The sequence below is a fragment of the Filimonas effusa genome, assembly GCF_004118675.1.
Classification (GTDB): Bacteria; Bacteroidota; Bacteroidia; order Chitinophagales; family Chitinophagaceae; genus Filimonas; species Filimonas effusa.
Genome location: NZ_SDHZ01000001.1, coordinates 162,239 through 180,154 on the forward strand (window position 1 = coordinate 162,239; position 17,916 = coordinate 180,154).

Here is a 17,916-nt window from a genome sequence, read left to right on the forward strand (position 1 = left end):
ATTTTTAAAACGGTTGCTGAAAGGGGGACAAAAATAATTTTTAAGTGCCATTTTACCGAAACTATATTTTAGGCAGTATTCCTGTAATTTTATCTCTCCCTTTCGCGGCTTCCCTGCGAAAGCTAAAATAGTCTGATTCAAATGAGAAATTGGGGTAGCTGGTGGATCGTAGCCTTGGTAATGTTGGCGCTGGACTGGTATGTATTTTCTGCTCTGAAGGCTGTTACCAGCCATTTTTCCGAAAGAATGAAATGGATCTGTTATCCATTTTACTGGATCGTTGCTATTGCCGCTATCATTACTGTGGCTGTTTTCCCTTATTTACAGGGCGCCCTTATCTCAAAATTCGTTCGTAACTACTTGTTTGCCATAGTGGTAGGTATTTTTTTTGCGAAACTTATTGCAGCGGTGTTCTTTGCACTCGACGATATCCGCCGCCTTGGCATATGGATGCTGGGCAAATTGATGCCCGATACAGGCGCCCGTTATACCGATGAAGATGGCCTTATCCCCCGTTCAACCTTTCTTTCCTGGGCAGGTATGGCGCTTGGCGGTACGCTGTTTGGTACCCTTATATATGGTTTTTCTAATAAGTACCAATACAGGGTTCATAAGCTTTCACTCAAATATCCTAACCTGCCAGAAGCCTTTCGCGGCCTTAAAATAGTGCAAATCAGTGATATTCACAGTGGTAGCTTTCAAAATAAACAGGCGGTAGCGCATGGTGTAGCTATGGTCATGGCGGAACAGCCCGACCTGGTTCTCTTTACGGGAGATCTTGTTAACGATCGTGCAGACGAAATGAATGACTATACCGATGTTTTCAGCCGCATTAAAGCTCCAATGGGCGTTTACAGTACGCTGGGCAACCACGACTATGGCGACTATGTGGTTTGGCCCAGTCCTGCCGCTAAAAAGGCCAATCTCGACCAGTTAAAGCAGGTACATGCCAGTATGGGATGGCGTTTGCTGATGAATGAACATGTGATCTTCGACAGGAACGGGCAGAAAATAGCCTTATTGGGTATTGAGAACTGGGGCGCCAAAGGCCGTTTTCCCAAGTACGGGCGCATGGATATTGCCCACCCCGGAACGGAAACAATTCCATTTAAGATCTTAATGAGCCATGATCCCAGCCATTGGGATGCGGAAGTACGTACAAAATATCCCGATATAGACCTTATGCTTGCAGGACATACCCATGGGATGCAGTTTGGGGTTGAACTGCCTCATTTTAAGTGGAGCCCGGTTCAATGGATGTACAAGCAATGGGCCGGGCTTTATGAAGAGGGAAAACAAAAGCTTTATGTGAACAGGGGATATGGTTTTATTGGCTATCCTGGCCGCGTGGGTATTCTGCCTGAAATTACGGTGATTGAACTAGCATAAACTGCCATGCTACTGCCCAAAACTGTTTGAAACCCTTTTCAGTAAAATATCTTCCAGCAAACGGGCCGACTGCTCCTCCGGGTTTACCAGGTGGTAAAGTGTTACTTTATTCAGAAGTTCGTCCATGGTGTACTGGATCATTTTCCAGAGCGAGCGGGTGGAACAGTCGACAGAGTGGTTACAAAGACGTATACCACCACCATGGGCTTCGCAAAAAGCCTGGTCGAATAAAGCGCCGCCGAGCGCCTTCAAAACATCGTTGATAATAATTTCCCGGGCAGGACGCGCCAGTATATACCCGCCTTTGTTGCCGGGAGTGCTGTTGATAAAACCTGCGAGACGTAACAGGCGGGTGAGCTTTGCTACATACGGACTCGTTAGCCCTTCCGCCTCGCTTAGCTGCGGTATGCTCATGCCGTCTGCCGACCGGCAACCTGCAATACGCACCAGAATGCGCATACCATATTCTTCCTGGGCTGTTATTTTCATGGGTAAGTCCGGTTATTTCTATTAAAGCATTCCTAACTCCAGTTGTGCTGTTTCCGACATGCGGCTTTTGTCCCAGGCCGGCGTCCAGGTTACAGATACGTGTACATCGTTCACGCCTTCTACCTCGCGCAGTTTCTGGTCTACCTCTATAGGCAGCGACTGAGCTGCGGGACAGCTGGGAGCTGTTAATGTCATTACTATCTGTACATTATTGATAGGGAGGATCTCTATTTCATAGATCAATCCTAGTTCATAAATACTTACAGGGATCTCGGGATCAAAAATGGTCTGTAAACACGCAATGACCTTTTCTTTCAACGCTTCTGTTTCCATGATCAATCATTTTCTGTTTTTACCTTGTAGGCCAGGGCGAAATTTTTCATCTGTTTCAGCATCGACAACAGTCCGTTCGAACGGGTTTGTGCCAGGTGGGTCGTCATTCCTATCTTCTGTATAAAATCGAGCTTTGCTTCCAGTATTTCGTCAGGTGTATGACCCGACAATACCCTGATAAGCATGCTTATTAAACCTTTTGCTATAACGGCATCACTATCTGCGGTAAAATAGATCCTGCCGTCTTTATATTCTGCATGCAGCCATACTGTCGACTGGCAGCCGCGCACACGGTTATGATCCGTTTTATGTTCAGCGGCTAAAGGAGCCAGTTTTTTTCCCAGGTCTATGATATACTCATATTTGTCGTCCCAGGAGTCAAACAGCCCAAATTCATCAACTATTTCGTTTTCCGTATCCTGAATGGTCATATCCTGCTTCTTTGTGCTTACAGCAGCATTTTAATTGCTTTCTGCAGGCCTTTTGCTAATGCGTCTACTTCTTCCTTTGTATTATAAACAGCGAACGAAGCCCTGGTGGTGCCCGGTATTGCAAACCGGTCCATTAAAGGCTGGCAGCAATGATGTCCTGTACGAACCGCAATGCCCTGGTTGTCGAGTATGATACCAAGATCCTGCGGATGTGCGCCTTCCACAACAAAGGATAATACACTGGCCCTGTTCCTGGCACGGCCAATCATTCTAACCTCTTTTATGGGCGTTAACTGTTCTGCCGCATACTCCAGCAATGCTGCTTCATGCGCTGCAATAGCTGATTTGCCTATACCGTTTACAAATTCAATAGCGGCTTTGAACGCTACTACATCTGCAATGTTGGGAGTGCCTGCTTCAAACTTGTAAGGCAGTTCATTAGGTGTGAAATGCTGGTAACTTACTTCCTTGATCATTTCGCCGCCACCCATGAATACAGGCATTGCTTCCAGGATGGCTTTTTTGCCATACAATACACCCACGCCGGTAGGGCCATATAGTTTGTGTGCAGAGCAGGCAAAGAAATCACAGTCCAGGTCCTGTACATCAATATCCAGGTGAACAGTAGATTGCGCACCGTCTATTAAGGTAATGGCGCCTGCTGCGTGTGCAGCTTTGATAATCTCCTTCACCGGGTTTATCGTTCCAAGCGAATTGGAGATCTGGCAAATAGATACCAGTTTGGTTTTGTCGCTTAGCAAAGAATGAAAAGCTTCCATTTCAAGTTCTCCGTTATCATTAACGGGAACTATTTTGAGAACCGCTTCTTTCTCGGCGCATAAAACCTGCCAGGGAACTATATTGGAGTGGTGCTCCATTCCCGATATAATGATCTCATCACCCTTGCCGATATTTTGCCGGCCCCAGGTATAAGCCACCAGGTTAATGCCCTCGGTTGTGCCGCGCGTAAAGATGATCTCTTCACGTGAGTCTGCATGTAATAACTGCTGAACAGCATTACGGGTGTCTTCAAATGCAGCAGTGGCCTCCTCCGCCAGGGTATGTATACCCCGGTGGATATTGGCATTATACTGCGAATAATAATTTACCAGCGCATCGATAACCACCTGGGGTTTTTGCGCTGTAGCGGCATTGTCAAGATATACCAGCGGTTTCCCTTTAACCAAACGGTTAAGTACGGGAAACTGCTGTCTTATCGCTGCAATATCTATCATAATTATTCTCCTGTTAAACGTTGCGTGATCAGGGTCTCTACATAGGTGCGGATGGGCTCCAGCTCTATCTTCTCGAGAATGTCCATTGCAAAACCCTGTAATAATAATGCAAGAGCGGCTTCCCTGGGAATGCCGCGCGCCTGTAAATAAAACAGCGCATCAGTATCCAGGCTGCCTACAGTACAACCATGTGAACACTTCACATCATCGGCAAAGATCTCCAGCTGTGGTTTAGTGTTCACTGAAGCTGTATCGGTTAATAATACGTTCTTGTTCGACTGGAAGGCATTGGTCTTCTGCGCATCTTTGCGCACGAAGATCTTTCCGTTGAACACGCCGGTAGACTGGCCATCGAGAATGCCTTTATATAACTCATTGCTCTCGCAATGGGGTACAGCATTGTCAACGATAGTATGATTGTCGATATGGCCCTGGCCACGCTGAAAATATAAACCGTATAAATGCGCTTCGGAATAAGAAGCTTCCATCACCGCGTGCAGGTTGTTACGTACAATAGCGCCGTTGAGCGATAAGGTAACAGAGGTGAATACGCTTTTGCCTATCTGCCTGAAATGAGTAGTGCTCACCTGGCTTGCATGACTGGCATCGTTCTGTAATTTATAGTAAGAAACATTGGCTGCTTCTTCTATCACGATCTCCATCACCTGGTTGGTAAGGCTTTCAGTTTCGCCTATGGTGATATAGGTTTCCACAAACTTTACTTCAGCTTGTTTGCCTACATATATCAGGCTGCGTGGCTGCGACAGTACTGCATTGCTGCGCGCATCTGTAATATTGTAAATATAGACAGGCCCTTCAACGATCTTCCTGTCAGGTACATGCAAAAACAAACCGCCTTGCATGTAAGCTGTATTCAGAGCATTGATACCGTCTTTCAGATATTGGCTGCTATGGTTGAAATGCGCTTCTACTTTTGCTTTGAAATCCGGGTGGTTGGCTGCTTCGTCCAGGAACGTGATGGTTAACGCTGAAGAATGTATCACCGATAAAGCCGGAGCAAATACACCATTGATGAAAAACAATTCCGTTGCCAGGTCATGACCGGGTAAACGAATGCCTTCCAGATCTGCTGCAGTTAAAGCGCTTGCTGCCTTGCCCGCCAGCTGGTATTCTTTATTAAATAAACCGCTGATGCGTGTATATTTCCATTCTTCATGACGTACAGAAGGAATGCCCAGGTCACTGAAATCCTGCATCGCTTCGCTGCGCACTGCTGCGATTTTGTTGCTGCTGTCTTTCACCTGTAAATCCCTGAACTGATCGTTTATATAACTCGTATTATTGTTCATGCTTGCTCTCCCTTGGTTTATTACAGGCTTGCTTCCTGCATTTCAGCCTTAATAAAATCATATCCTTTCTCTTCCAGTTCCAGCGCCAGTTCTTTGGTACCAGACTTCACAATACGTCCATTATACAGTACATGCACAAAATCGGGAACCAGGTAGTCGAGTAAACGCTGATAGTGGGTGATGGCCAGCACAGCATTCTCGCTGCTGCGCAGTTTGTTTACACCATTGGCAACCACACGGATCGCATCAATATCAAGTCCGGAGTCAGTTTCATCAAGGATGGCCAGCTTAGGCTGCAACATTGCCATCTGGAAGATCTCATTTCTCTTCTTTTCACCGCCTGAAAAGCCTTCGTTTAAAGAACGGCTTAACATCGTTTGATCCATTTCCATCAACGCCATTTTTTCCTTCATCATCTTAAGGAAGGCTACGGCGTCAAGTGGTTCTTCACCACGGTATTTACGAACTTCGTTGACAGCAGTTTTAATGAAATTGGTAGTGCTTACGCCCGGTATCTCTACAGGATACTGGAAACTCAGGAACAAACCTTCGCCGGCTCTTTCTTCAGGAGAAAGGTCCAGCAGGTCTTTACCGTCGAATGTAACACTGCCACCTGTAACGGTGTAGTCCTGGCGGCCTGCCAGAATAGAAGCCAATGTGCTTTTCCCGGCGCCGTTAGGGCCCATGATAGCATGTACTTCTCCTGGTTTCACCTCCAGGTTAATACCTTTCAGAATTTCTTTCCCGTCAATTTCCGCCTGTAAATTTTTAATATGTAACATGATAATAAATTCTCTGATTCAAAAGTCTAAATTCAAAAATGGGGTTGTTTATCCTACGCTGCCTTCGAGGCTTATAGCCAGCAGCTTCTGCGCTTCAACGGCAAATTCCATCGGTAACTGGTTCATTACCTCTTTCGCAAAACCATTGATGATGAGCGCTACAGCCGTTTCTGTATCTATGCCACGCTGGTTGCAGTAGAAGATCTGGTCTTCTCCCACTTTTGAAGTGGTAGCTTCATGTTCTACAGTAGCTGTATTGTTTTTTACTTCTATATAAGGAAAGGTGTGTGCACCGCATTTGTCGCCTAATAACAGGGAGTCGCACTGGGAGTAGTTACGTGCATTGGTTGCTTTCTTCGCTACATGTACCAGCCCGCGATAGCTGTTATTGCTGAATCCGGCAGAAATACCTTTCGATACAATACGGCTCTTGGTATTCTTGCCCAGGTGCTGCATTTTGGTACCGGTATCGGCCTGCTGGAAATTATTGGTAACGGCTACAGAATAGAATTCACCAATAGAGTTATCGCCTTTCAGGATAACACTGGGGTATTTCCAGGTAATGGATGAACCTGTTTCTACCTGTGTCCAGGAGATCTTGGCATTATCGTAGCAAATACCACGTTTGGTAACGAAGTTGTAAATACCGCCTTTACCTTCTTTATCTCCGGGATACCAGTTCTGTACAGTAGAATATTTTATTTCAGCATTGTCCTGTGCAATCAGTTCCACTACGGCGGCATGCAGCTGGTTCTCATCACGCATAGGCGCTGTACAACCTTCGAGATAGCTAACATAACTGCCTGCTTCCGCTACAATAAGTGTACGTTCAAACTGACCGGTATTTTCCGCATTGATACGGAAATAGGTAGACAACTCCATGGGGCAACGAACACCCGCAGGAATGTAACAGAACGACCCGTCACTGAAAACAGCCGCATTCAATGCCGAAAAATAGTTATCAGTAGCAGGAACCACCGATCCCAGGTACTTTTTGATCAGTTCGGGATGTTCCTTGATGGCTTCACTGATAGAACAGAAAATGATGCCCTGCTCCGCCAGTTCCTTTTTAAAAGTGGTGGCAATAGAAACACTGTCAATAACGGCATCCACTGCAACGCCCGAAATACGCTTTTGTTCGTCTAATGAGATTCCCAGTTTGTCGAAGGTTTTTCTCAATTCAGGATCAATATCGTCCAGGCTTTCCACTTTTGGCTTTTGTTTAGGGGCGGAATAGTAGATAATGTCCTGATAATCAATAGGAGGGTAGTTGATGTTTGCCCAATCCGGTTCTTCCATCTTCAACCACTGGCGGTAGGCTTTTAAGCGCCACTCCAGCATCCATTCCGGCTCATTTTTCTTTGCAGAGATAAAGCGGATTGTACTTTCATCAAGCCCTTTGGGAGCCTCATCTGCTTCAATGTCGGTAACAAAGCCGTACTTATAATCACTGAGAACCGTTTGTTCAATCGTACTAAGATTATCTTCCATATCAAATAAATGCTTTTGATTCATGCCTAAGCACACTGCAAAGGTAGGAATGAATTTGTACTAAAAAGTATAAACAGGGTCGTAAAATGAATTTTTCCGTTAAAAAGGCCACAAAAGTAGTGCCCCGGCGCCGGAAATGGAATTGTTGGCAGCAGAAACTGGGGGAATGTTGCAAACGCCCTAAATAAGTTGTAACATTGCTCCGGTCGCAATTACAACCCGCTTTTAAAAACATCCTATGCGCCAACACTTTTTGATAACCTTATTGCTGGCAGCTTTTTGTTGCTGCGCCAGCTTATGCCAGGTACAGGCCCAGGACAGCCTGGCCAAAGTAACAGACGCCTACCTGAATGCCGTAACCGGGAAATCCGAAAAAATAAATGCGAAATTGGAACAGGCTTCCGGTAAGCTGTTATCAAAAATGCAGCGCCAGGAGACAAAACTTTACCGCAAGCTGGCTAAAAAGGATTCTGTTAAAGCCCGTCAGATGCTGGAAAGCGCAAACGGCAAATACCAGCAACTGCAGCAAAAGCTGAAAGACCTGCTCAACGGCAAAAAAATACCTTATATATCTTCTCTTGATACCATGACCACCTCGCTTTCTTTCCTGAAAGGAAAAGAGCTGGGGGCCGGCCAGGCCGGTAAACTTGCAGAGGCCAGTAAAGCGGTGGATAATTTATCCGGCACACTGGCACAATCGGAACAGATCAACGCATTTATAAAAGAACGGCAGCAGCAATTGAAAGAACAGTTGTCGAAGTATGATATGGGTAAGCAGCTGAAAAGCATTAATAAAGAAGTATACTATTACCAGCAACAGGTACAGGAATACAAGGCGTTGCTGAAAGACAGGAAGAAAATGGAAGAAAAGGCGCTGGGACTTTTACGGGAGTCGCCGGTATTCAAGGATTTCATGAAGAAGAACAGTTATCTCTCCCGGTTATTCCCGGCCACGCCGGGCAGCAGCAACGGCACAGGCATGGCCGGACTGCAAACCAGAGCGCAGGTACAGCAACTCATCAGCCAGCGCTTAGGTGCTTCTGCGGCGGCGGCAGGTGGTGCCAACCCGTTGCAAAGCCAGCTGCAGGCAGCGCAGGGACAGTTGGATCAGTTAAAAGATAAGGTGAATAAACTGGGCGGCGGCAGCAGTGATATGACAATGCCGGAAGGTTTCAAGCCTAATAACCAGCGTACTAAAAGTTTTTTACAACGTATTGAATTTGGCTTCAATGTTCAAAGCCAGGGCAGTAACAACTTCCTGCCCTCTATCAGCGATATGGCTTTAACAGCGGGCTATAAGCTCAGCGATAAGAGTATTATCGGTTTGGGTGCTTCTTATAAAATGGGCTGGGGCAAGCCTTTTAACGATATCCGCCTCAGCAGCGAAGGAGTAGGGCTGCGGTCTTTTATAGATGTGAAGGCCAAAGGAAGCATCTGGATCACCGGCGGTTATGAAATGAACTACCTGCAGGCGTTTGCGAAAGTAGAAGATCTGCGAAAGCCCGACGCATGGCAAAAAAGCGGGTTACTGGGCCTTACCAAAAAATATAAAATAGGCAAGAAGCAGGGCAATCTGCAGTTGCTCTGGGATTTCCTCAGCTATAGCCAGGTGCCGAAGGCGCCGGCGCTGAAGTTCAGGGTAGGTTATACCCTGTAGCTTATTTATCTGTTACCACTATGATAGAACTTTTATTTGGCCGAATGGCGGGATAAAGCACGTTATTATTTCCACCTGTTTACAACGCAGGTGAATGGCTATTTTAATAATTTATTGAAAGGATATGAAAACACTTCTATCAGGTCTCTTGTTGCTGCTATGTTTTGTCGTTGGTCATTTGGCGTATGCTCAGGATGCCAAAATCTCGTTGCCTCAAATAGTGCCTGCATCTCCCAATGCTGCTGAAATTGGACGGTATGGTGCCATGGACGTAGGATTCCAGACAGGTTCTGCAAATGTTCAGATTCCATTGTTTTCATTGGAAGGCGGCAATGTGCCGGTAGCGCTGAATTATTCAACAGGAGGTGTGAGAGTTGACCAGGTAGCATCAAGATCTGGTTTAGGGTGGCTGCTCTCGGCAGGCGGTGCCATTGTCAGAAATGTAAATGGTAAACCCGATGAATTAAGCACAAGGCTTTATCCTAATATAACCGTAGTAGATAATGCCTTGTTGAATGTGTTAAGGGAGTTGTCGAGGTCATCGTCGTATTCAGATTCGGAGCCAGATATGTTTGTATTCAATTTCGCTGGTTTTAGCGGCAAGTTTATACTTGATGGAGATAAGAAACCTATGCTTATTCCTCACAACAATCTTAAAATCCAATGTGCTACCGATTTATCGTCGATAGTGATCACAGCGCCTGATGGCAGTATATACCGGTTTGCTGATGTGGAGAATTCTGTAATCGAAACAGCTTGTTATGGTGAACCACTGGTGAGTCCCGGACAACGTGTGCCTACTGCCTGGTATTTGTCGGATATTACGTTGCCCAATAATGAAAAGGTGACATTCCAGTATTCTGATTGCTTTTTCACTACAATGACAGGGATACAGGAAGTGGTAACCAGGACTTTGGATGCAGAAAATGGTTCAGTTTGTACGCAAAAATGTGCTGTTGTAAGCTCGCGCCAAACCTGCAGAACTGATGTTACTTCCTTTGCCAAGCTGCTTACAGCGGCAACCTTCCGTTCTTCCAAAATTACCTTCGAATATATCGACCGCTTAGATGTACCTGGAGATAAGCTATTCAGCAAAATAGTTTTGTGGCAGGATGACCAGGTCGTAAAAGAGACCGAACTACTCTATATGTATGGCATGTCCGATCCTCCTGCTGCTGGCACAGACTTGTACGCGCAAAATCATTTAAAGTACCGGCCATATCTGCAATATGTGGTAGAAAAAGGAAATGATCGGGCTGAAGTAAGACGGCATACGTTCGAATATAATGATATAAATGCATTGCCTCATCGTTTGTCGACTGCACAGGATCATTACGGCTATTATAATGGTAAAACAAGCAATTCAGGCTATGTCGCGAAACCAGAGGATCCGGAGGATGAGAAAAAATTACCACTTGCAAGGGCAGATAGAAATGTCTATTCTGATTATGCGGGAAAGGGGGCCTTGCAGAAAATTATTTACCCGACAGGAGGTTCCCTGGAAATCGGCTACGAAGGCAATACCTTCCGGACTTCAAAACTTTTGCCACCACCAACACAGCTCGTATCGGTCAGCATTGCACAACCGGCATCGGTGGGACAAACCAAGAATTCTGCGGTGTTCACTATTCCGGGGCGGGACGAACGCAGTGTTTGGGGGCAGGACTATCTTTCGGGAGGTGTTTTAGTTGGTGTTGGTGATGACGGCAGTGCACCTGTAGATGAAATAACGGGTCTTATGATGATGGAGATAGTAGAGTATTCTACTAACAGGACTATTTATGGCAACATCTTTAAGTTAGGTGATAACCTGGACATGAAAACAGACATGCTACAGGCAGGGGTAAGTTATTTTATCAGGATAACTGTTTTGCATGCGAATGCCAACATACGAAGATATTCTGCCAACGTTAAATATATTTCCGGACATGCGCAAACAATTGAAGTAAACGAGCCGACAGGAGGAGTCCGGGTACAAAAGATTGTAAAAAAAGATGGACTAGGACATAACGAAATACGGCATATTTCCTATGCCGCATTAGCGACGCCTAATGTTTCTTCAGGAGTGGGTAGTGTTCCTATAGTCAGGCAAACCATGACAAATGCACAACTGGCGCAATGTGGCATTGAGCTTACTCAAATGGATGTATTGTATTGTAAAAGTGAGGTGGGATATTCAAATGCTTTAAATAATTTATACCTCTATGGTCAGAATCATGTTTACTATTCTGATGTAGTAGAAAGTATCGGTGATAATTATGAAGGTGGTGGCATTGCTCATAAATATGAAGTACAAAGGGATGCACCTTCGCGGCCTAAACTTTGGCAAAGTTTTGCGCCGGCGGTTAAAAACTCCAATACGGGACATTTGAACGGAATGGAATTAGAGCAGTTGGTCTTTAAAATGGTTGATGAGCAGGTTGTTCCATGTAAAAAAATAGTGAATACCTATAAAGTTGACAGTGCAGTGGATTTATCTGTACCTGCTTATTATGTAAATAAGCGTTATGATTTTCCCAAGTCCAGTACACCCGTAGATCTTGTTGAGTTTAGTGGATATGAAGTGCAGGAATATGCCTTTTATAGCCGTTGGACTTATAAAAGTAAAACGATAGAAACAGATTATAGTTCAGATGGAGTTGCTACGCTGGAAACTACTAAGAATTATGGTTTCACTAACAAACAGCATACTCAGGTCTCCTATGAAAATACTACAGCCAGTGATGGCAGCGCTTTAAACGCTGCGTATGCATATCCGCATGAAATGGTTGCCAATGGAGAAGATGCTGACGGAACTTACCAGGAGATGGTTAACAGGAACATGGTAAGTCCTGTTATTAAAAAAACAAGCAAGCGGAATGATATTATTACAAATATCGTGTTTGCCGAATATTCCAGGCCGGTTGCCGGGTTGTGTCTACCCCGATTAGTAAAAGAGTTTAGTCCTGTCGATAATAAATGGCATACCCGTGTCAACTATCTTAAATATGATTCTAAAGCTAATGTGCTAAGTGCTTCAGAAAACGAGAATGTGTTGAATACCTATATCTATGGGTACGGACAAACCTTGCCTATCGCCAAGGTGTTGAATGCAGCTAGTGATCAGGTCGCATATACTTCTTTTGAAAGCAATAGTAATGGGAACTGGAGTTTTGGGTATAGTTTGAGCACTAATGCTGCTGTAACCGGAATTTATTGCTACGACCTGGTTGGCGGATTGTCGAAACCTAATCTTTCTGAAAGTACTGTTTATGTTGTTTCCTATTGGAGTAATAGTAGTAGTCCTTATAATATAACCGGCAGTTTTCAATATAAAACGGGTAAGAGCATTGGGGACTGGCGGTATTACGAACACCGGGTGAAAAACGTTTCGAGTGTGAGCATTACAGGAACTGGGCTTATTGATGAGGTGAGATTATATCCTGAAGGGGCATTGATGAGTACCTATACTTACAGGTTGCCCTTTGGCGTCTCTAGTATAGGCTCCGATAACGGCAGAATTGCGTACTATGAATATGAGCCATTTGGCAGGTTCAGCCTGGAGAAAAATGAAGATGGTAATATTGTTAGAAAGGTTTGCTATAGCTATTATGGTTATGCTTCCAATTGTATGCCTCTGTTTAAAAACACCCCCCGTTCAGAAACAGTTACAAGAAAAAACTGCGCTTCAGGATATATAGGTACATCGGTGGTATATAGTGTGCCTGCTGGGAAATATACTTCAGATGTAAGTCAGGATGACGCCGATCTAAAAGCAATAAATGAGATTACGTTGATGGGGCAGAGCTATGCCAACACGAATGCTACATGTCTCTTTGTCTATAAGAATGAGCCACAGTCTAAGAATTTTGTGAAGCAATGTGATGTTGGCTATATAGGCAGTTCTGTTCTTTACTCCGTAGCCGAAGGAACGTATACATCAACCATAAGTATCTTGGATGCCAACCAGAAAGCCTTGGCGGATATAGCAGCAAATGGACAGAATAATGCGAATCAGAAGGGAATCTGTACTGTGGTTTGTAATGCTGAAACCTGTAATGGCGTAAATCAAAAATGTATTAAAGGGGTTTGTGAAACAGGAAAGCGTATTAATACTGATAGCTATGAACTGGGCTCCCGATGGGTATGCGTGTATCACTATCAATGGAGTGACGGCACCATTAGCGAAGACTATATGCAATTGTCAACCAGTCGCTGTGCATTAGGCGCTATGTAATGTTAATACCAGCTATAACCTTTTAAAACAGACTTATGTTTATTATAAAAGTTAGGGTTCAGCAATTTGTATTATTGATCTGCCTGCTGTTCCTGATACCGGCGAAACAGTTGGTAGCTCAGAATAAACCGGCAGCCAATGCTGTTCCGGTAGCAAGTTCTGTAAATCCTAAGCCGGCAGCCTATCCTGATGCACCTGTTATTAATTATGTCCGGACCTGGCAACCACTAACTCCCATGACTACCGAACAGGCTGTATGGGGCGGTAGCGCTGAAATGGTGCTGCAAACGACACAGTATACCGATGGTCTTGGGCGGCCGATACAAACAGTATCCCGCAGCATTACCCCTGCACATCAGGATTTGGTAGCTCCTGTATTATATGATAATCTGGGGCGTGAGATGTATAAATACCTCCCTTATGCCGGCGAGAGCCAGGGTAATTTCAAACAGGATCCCTTTGAGCAGCAAAAGGATTTTATGCAGGGAATGTATCCCGGCGAACAGGTGTATTATAGCAAAACTGATTATGAGGCATCTCCTTTAAACCGGGTGCTTAAAACCAGTGCTCCCGGCAATAGCTGGGCGGGCAACAACAGGGGAGTGGCTACCAGTTACGAAGTAGCAGGAGCGCAGGAGGTTTGTGTCTGGCGTATTGGCCTTGCAGAAGGCAGTGTGCCTGGCTTTCATGGCTACTATCCGGAAGCTTCACTTCATCGTACGGTTTCCTCCGACGAAAGCGGAAAGCGTATGGTTTCATATACCGATAAAGAAGGGCTGATAGTATTGAAGAAAGTTGAGATTGGCACGAATAATCCAGGCATAACCACCCACCAGGGATGGCTATGTACGTATTATGTATACGACGATTTAAACCAACTGCGTTTTGTAATGCCCCCGCTGGCGGTGGAGGAATTTGAAAAAGTTGACTGGAATATTTCAAATCAATCGGGAAACATAAGGGAACTATGCTTTCAATACAGCTATGATGGTCGCCGTAGAATGAATGCCAAAAAAGTGCCTGGATCAGATTGGCAATTTTTGATTTATGACCAGCGCGACCGGCTGGTATTTACACAGGATGGCAATATGCGTTCAAAACAACAATGGCTGACTACTATTTATGACCAACTGAATCGTCCGGTTCAGACTGGCATGTTATATGGCGGTAGCCGTGCTGATCTGGAGGCATATGCATCGGGCTATAATACCACTACTTCCGGTACAACTAATGGACAAACAGCAGGATCTCCAAAAGTGTTGTATATAAATGCACATGATGGACGCTCTTTGTACCAGGCAACTGAAGTAATTGTTTTTGAAAATGGGATGGACGCCTCTGGTGAATTTGAAGCGGCTATTATTAATGCTGATGGACAGGCCTTTGCCTCAAGACAGCAGATGAGTATGGATCTAATAAATTCATTGCCGGCCTGGGCCTCCAAATATATTCCCCTGACATTTAATTATTACGATAACTATGACTGGACCAATAAACGATATGATCCTACTAATAATAACAAGCTGGGTATAGGTAGTAATAGCTATGGCGAACCATTGCCTGCTACTACTATGGAGCAGGTAACGGGGCTTTTAACGGGAGGGCGTGTGCGTGTGTTGGAAGACCCCAATGACTTAGACAAGGGCGCCTGGCTGGAAACTGCTAACTTCTATGACAGCAAAGACCGGCTGGTCCAGGTGCAGTCTGCTAACTACAAAGGTGGGGTAGATGTTACAACCAGTCGTTATGACTTTGCTGGCAAGCAGATCAGCAATTATATCGTACACAATAATCCCAGTGGTAACACCAGCAACCGCATTTATACTGAAATGGACTATGATCATGGTGGCCGCCTGGTGGAGGTTAGAAAAATGCTGAACGACAATAACGAAACCCGCAGAGTGCTGGCACATCAGAAATATGATGAACTTGGGCAATTGAAAAGGAAGGAGCTAGGCCAGCAAGCAATGGAAGACAACCGGAGCATTGCAACTGGTTTCCTGGAAACTCAGGATTATACTTATAACATACGAGGCTGGCTAAAGGGACTTAACTGGGAGGGATATAATCAGCAAGGTGCCCGCTCGGCTGTTAAAGCAGACCGTTGGTTTGGGTTGGATCTGAACTACGACTGGGGATACGATCAGGATCAATATAATGGCAATATCGCAGGCATTCGCTGGCAAAGTAAAGGGGATGAGGCTGAACGTAGTTATGGGTATACCTATGACAATGCCAGCCGATTGTTAAAAGCTGACTTTCTGCAGCGTAAAGATGATACATGGGGTATTAAAACTGCCGCCGGTACAGGTATTGATTTCTCTGTAAAAATGGGAGATGGAAATAATTATAATACTGCTTATGATGCCAACGGTAACATAAAGCAGATGCAGCAATGGGGGCTTATTACTGGCGGTACAAATGCACAGATAGACGACCTGCAATACCACTATTTTGAAGATACCTATCGTAGTAATAAGTTGAGAGCTGTTGCCGATTTAGTAATAACGAAGTTTGGACTAGGTGATTTTGCCGATAAGAATACAGGGAGTGATGACTATGGCTATGATGCTAATGGTAATATGGTTACTGATAAAAATAAGGGACTTGATGGTCGTACAGGCAATGCGCTTTCTGCGGGTACTGACGCTATTATATACAATCATCTGAATCTTCCCTGGCAAATCTCCGTAAAACAAGAAGGCAGTAATGTATTGAAAGGTACAATTACCTATATCTATGATGCCACTGGCAACAAATTAGAAAAACGGGTATCTGAACAACCTTCTGAGGGAAATGGACATGCCGAAAAACATACCTATACAACTTATTTAGCAGGTCATGTATATGAGAATAATGTATTACAATTCTTTTCCCAGGAAGAAGGACGTATTCGCCCCAAACGTAACGGCGATAATGGTGAAACGACTGGTGTTTATTATTATGACTATTTCTTAAAGGATCACCTGGGTAATATTCGTATGGTGTTGACCGATGAACATCAGACCGATTCCTACCCTGTAGCAAGTCTTGAATCGGCAACACTTGATAACGAAAAGCTTTACTACGATATTCCTTCCGATAGCCGGGTAACAGCCGGTAGCGTTAATTACCCTTATGCGGATGCAAATAGCTATGTAGAACGTTTAAATGGAATTGGGTTTAAAACCGGTACTTCTATTATATTGAAAGTAATGGCTGGCGATAAAGTAAATATTTCTGCTAACAGTTGGTATGGCCAAAGCCCTTCTGCCAATACGCCGTCTGGTCTGTCCATCGCCAATCTTGTGGCTTCGTTGGCGGGTGGCATATCAGGTGCAGGAGCCGGCAGTCATAGTGCTTTGCAATTGCAGCAGGGAGGAAACCTGGAAAACGGGTTGACTAGTTTCCTGTCAGAAATGGTAAATTCTGATTATGCAAATAATGGCGCAGGTAAACCCAAAGCCTACCTTAACTATGTCTTATTTGATGAACAGCTTAATGCCGTAATTACAGGGGATGGCAAGAATTCTGGAGTAAGTGCTGTAGGCGTTGCCGGTGAATCGTATCCGCACATTATTGCTGGGCGCCCCATCACCCGCAATGGATATTTGTATATTTTTGTTTCCAATGAAACGCAGGGGACTAATGTGGTATTCGATAACCTGCAGGTAACTCATATAAGAGGCGCTTTGAGTGAGGATACACATTATTATCCGTCTGGCTTAACGATGGCGGGGATATCTTCCAGGGCGGCTGGAAAATTACAGAACAGGCTGAAGTATAATGGTAAGGAATTGCAGAACGAGGAGTTTAGTGATGGCAGTGGAGTCGATTGGTATGATTATGGCGCTAGAATGTATGATCAACAAATTGGGAGGTGGCATGCCATTGACTTGGCAGCGGAGAAAATGAGAAGGCACTCTCCTTATAATTATGCGTTTGATAATCCGATTTTATTTATTGATCCCGATGGAATGGCTCCCTTTACAGATTATTACAATCTAAATGGCAAAAAGGTAAAAAGCAGTGATGATGGTAAAACCGATAAAGTTCTTGTGTTGACTAACAGCAAAAAGGAAGGAGATGTAAATGCTGCCATTGAAAGTGGATATTTATTAAATAATCCTACAAACGAATTATCGTCAAAGCTTGAAGAATCATATACTAAGACAGAAGAAAAAGGTAATGAATCTTATTTTGAAGTCGGGAAACAGGGAGGACTTTCGAAAATAGTGGAGAGTAAGAAGGGACTGGTTAGCTATACCGATAGGGCGGAAGCAAGACGAGATTTAATATCAAAAGGAGAAACCTATTCTCTGGATGCTCATACGCATCCCTTAGAAAAAGATGGCGACGGCAATATTACTACAGTTGGAACTCCTTCTCCTTCGGAAACCGATAAAAAAGGAGCAACTGCTACGCCTAGTATTGTATTGGGCTATCAGCAGCAGATCTTACCCGCTGATCCCGATAAACCTAATGGAGAGAAAAAGGTTGATACATTCAGAGTTATTGGTTTTTATAACTCTAATGGCTCCATTATCACGAAAAAGTTTTCGGAGTTTCAAGAAGCAATTAAAACTATCAACAAAAAGTAATTT

At 44.4% G+C, this 17,916-nt stretch carries 11 protein-coding genes; 4 read left to right on the plus strand and 7 right to left on the minus strand.

The genetic code is table 11. From position 1 onward, the window contains the following. Positions 1-141: 141 nt before the first annotated feature. On the plus strand, positions 142-1,389 hold the full coding sequence (locus tag ESB13_RS00690) for a metallophosphoesterase (protein ID WP_129001127.1): 1,248 nt from the start codon (positions 142-144) through the stop codon (positions 1,387-1,389). 9 nt (positions 1,390-1,398) lie between these two features. On the opposite strand, the gene ESB13_RS00695 is transcribed toward ESB13_RS00690, so the two are convergent. Genes ESB13_RS00695 through sufB form a run of 7 tightly spaced genes read right to left on the minus strand, consistent with a single transcriptional unit; the run spans position 1,399 to position 7,460 of the window. Beyond that, entirely contained in the window at positions 1,399-1,878 is a 480-nt protein-coding gene (locus tag ESB13_RS00695; RefSeq protein WP_129001128.1) for an RrF2 family transcriptional regulator, read from the minus strand. 21 nt (positions 1,879-1,899) lie between these two features. Continuing rightward, entirely contained in the window at positions 1,900-2,211 is a 312-nt protein-coding gene (locus tag ESB13_RS00700) for an iron-sulfur cluster assembly protein (RefSeq protein ID WP_129001129.1), read from the minus strand. A gap of 2 nt (positions 2,212-2,213) precedes the next feature. Next, complete coding sequence (locus ESB13_RS00705; protein WP_129001130.1) at positions 2,214-2,642, minus strand: SufE family protein; 429 nt, start codon at positions 2,640-2,642, stop codon at positions 2,214-2,216. 17 nt (positions 2,643-2,659) lie between these two features. Further along, complete coding sequence (locus tag ESB13_RS00710) at positions 2,660-3,877, minus strand: aminotransferase class V-fold PLP-dependent enzyme (RefSeq protein WP_129001131.1); 1,218 nt, start codon at positions 3,875-3,877, stop codon at positions 2,660-2,662. 2 nt (positions 3,878-3,879) lie between these two features. Then, complete coding sequence (gene sufD, locus ESB13_RS00715) at positions 3,880-5,187, minus strand: Fe-S cluster assembly protein SufD (RefSeq protein WP_129001132.1); 1,308 nt, start codon at positions 5,185-5,187, stop codon at positions 3,880-3,882. Between the two features lie 20 nt (positions 5,188-5,207). Then, positions 5,208-5,969: a Fe-S cluster assembly ATPase SufC gene (sufC, locus tag ESB13_RS00720; RefSeq protein WP_129001133.1), complete on the minus strand. Its 762-nt coding sequence runs from the start codon at positions 5,967-5,969 to the stop codon at positions 5,208-5,210. 48 nt (positions 5,970-6,017) lie between these two features. Then, positions 6,018-7,460 carry a Fe-S cluster assembly protein SufB gene (gene sufB / locus ESB13_RS00725; RefSeq protein ID WP_129001134.1) on the minus strand — a complete coding sequence of 481 codons (1,443 nt, stop codon included), beginning with the start codon at positions 7,458-7,460 and terminating at the stop codon, positions 6,018-6,020. A gap of 238 nt (positions 7,461-7,698) precedes the next feature. On the opposite strand from sufB, the gene ESB13_RS00730 reads away from it, so the two are divergent. The 3 genes from ESB13_RS00730 (at position 7,699) to ESB13_RS00740 (ending at position 17,913) form a co-directional block, all read left to right on the plus strand. After that, positions 7,699-9,117: a hypothetical protein gene (locus tag ESB13_RS00730; protein ID WP_129001135.1), complete on the plus strand. Its 1,419-nt coding sequence runs from the start codon at positions 7,699-7,701 to the stop codon at positions 9,115-9,117. 124 nt (positions 9,118-9,241) lie between these two features. After that, entirely contained in the window at positions 9,242-13,333 is a 4,092-nt protein-coding gene (locus ESB13_RS00735) for a DUF5977 domain-containing protein (protein ID WP_129001136.1), read from the plus strand. 35 nt (positions 13,334-13,368) lie between these two features. Continuing rightward, positions 13,369-17,913 (plus strand): DUF6443 domain-containing protein, encoded by a 4,545-nt coding sequence (locus ESB13_RS00740; protein ID WP_220399520.1) that lies wholly within the window; start codon positions 13,369-13,371, stop codon positions 17,911-17,913. Positions 17,914-17,916: the final 3 nt, after the last annotated feature.

Excerpts from the sequence above, each read along its gene's own strand:
- sufC (WP_129001133.1), bottom strand. The coding sequence starts at position 5,969 with ATGTTACATATTAAAAATTTACAGGCGGAAATTGACGGGAAAGAAATT.
- ESB13_RS00700 (WP_129001129.1), bottom strand. The coding sequence starts at position 2,211 with ATGGAAACAGAAGCGTTGAAAGAAAAGGTCATTGCGTGTTTACAGACC.
- ESB13_RS00730 (WP_129001135.1), top strand. The coding sequence starts at position 7,699 with ATGCGCCAACACTTTTTGATAACCTTATTGCTGGCAGCTTTTTGTTGC.
- ESB13_RS00705 (WP_129001130.1), bottom strand. The coding sequence starts at position 2,642 with ATGACCATTCAGGATACGGAAAACGAAATAGTTGATGAATTTGGGCTG.
- ESB13_RS00695 (WP_129001128.1), bottom strand. The coding sequence starts at position 1,878 with ATGAAAATAACAGCCCAGGAAGAATATGGTATGCGCATTCTGGTGCGT.
- ESB13_RS00740 (WP_220399520.1), top strand. The coding sequence starts at position 13,369 with ATGTTTATTATAAAAGTTAGGGTTCAGCAATTTGTATTATTGATCTGC.
- ESB13_RS00710 (WP_129001131.1), bottom strand. The coding sequence starts at position 3,877 with ATGATAGATATTGCAGCGATAAGACAGCAGTTTCCCGTACTTAACCGT.
- ESB13_RS00735 (WP_129001136.1), top strand. The coding sequence starts at position 9,242 with ATGAAAACACTTCTATCAGGTCTCTTGTTGCTGCTATGTTTTGTCGTT.
- ESB13_RS00690 (WP_129001127.1), top strand. The coding sequence starts at position 142 with ATGAGAAATTGGGGTAGCTGGTGGATCGTAGCCTTGGTAATGTTGGCG.
- sufB (WP_129001134.1), bottom strand. The coding sequence starts at position 7,460 with ATGGAAGATAATCTTAGTACGATTGAACAAACGGTTCTCAGTGATTAT.
- sufD (WP_129001132.1), bottom strand. The coding sequence starts at position 5,187 with ATGAACAATAATACGAGTTATATAAACGATCAGTTCAGGGATTTACAG.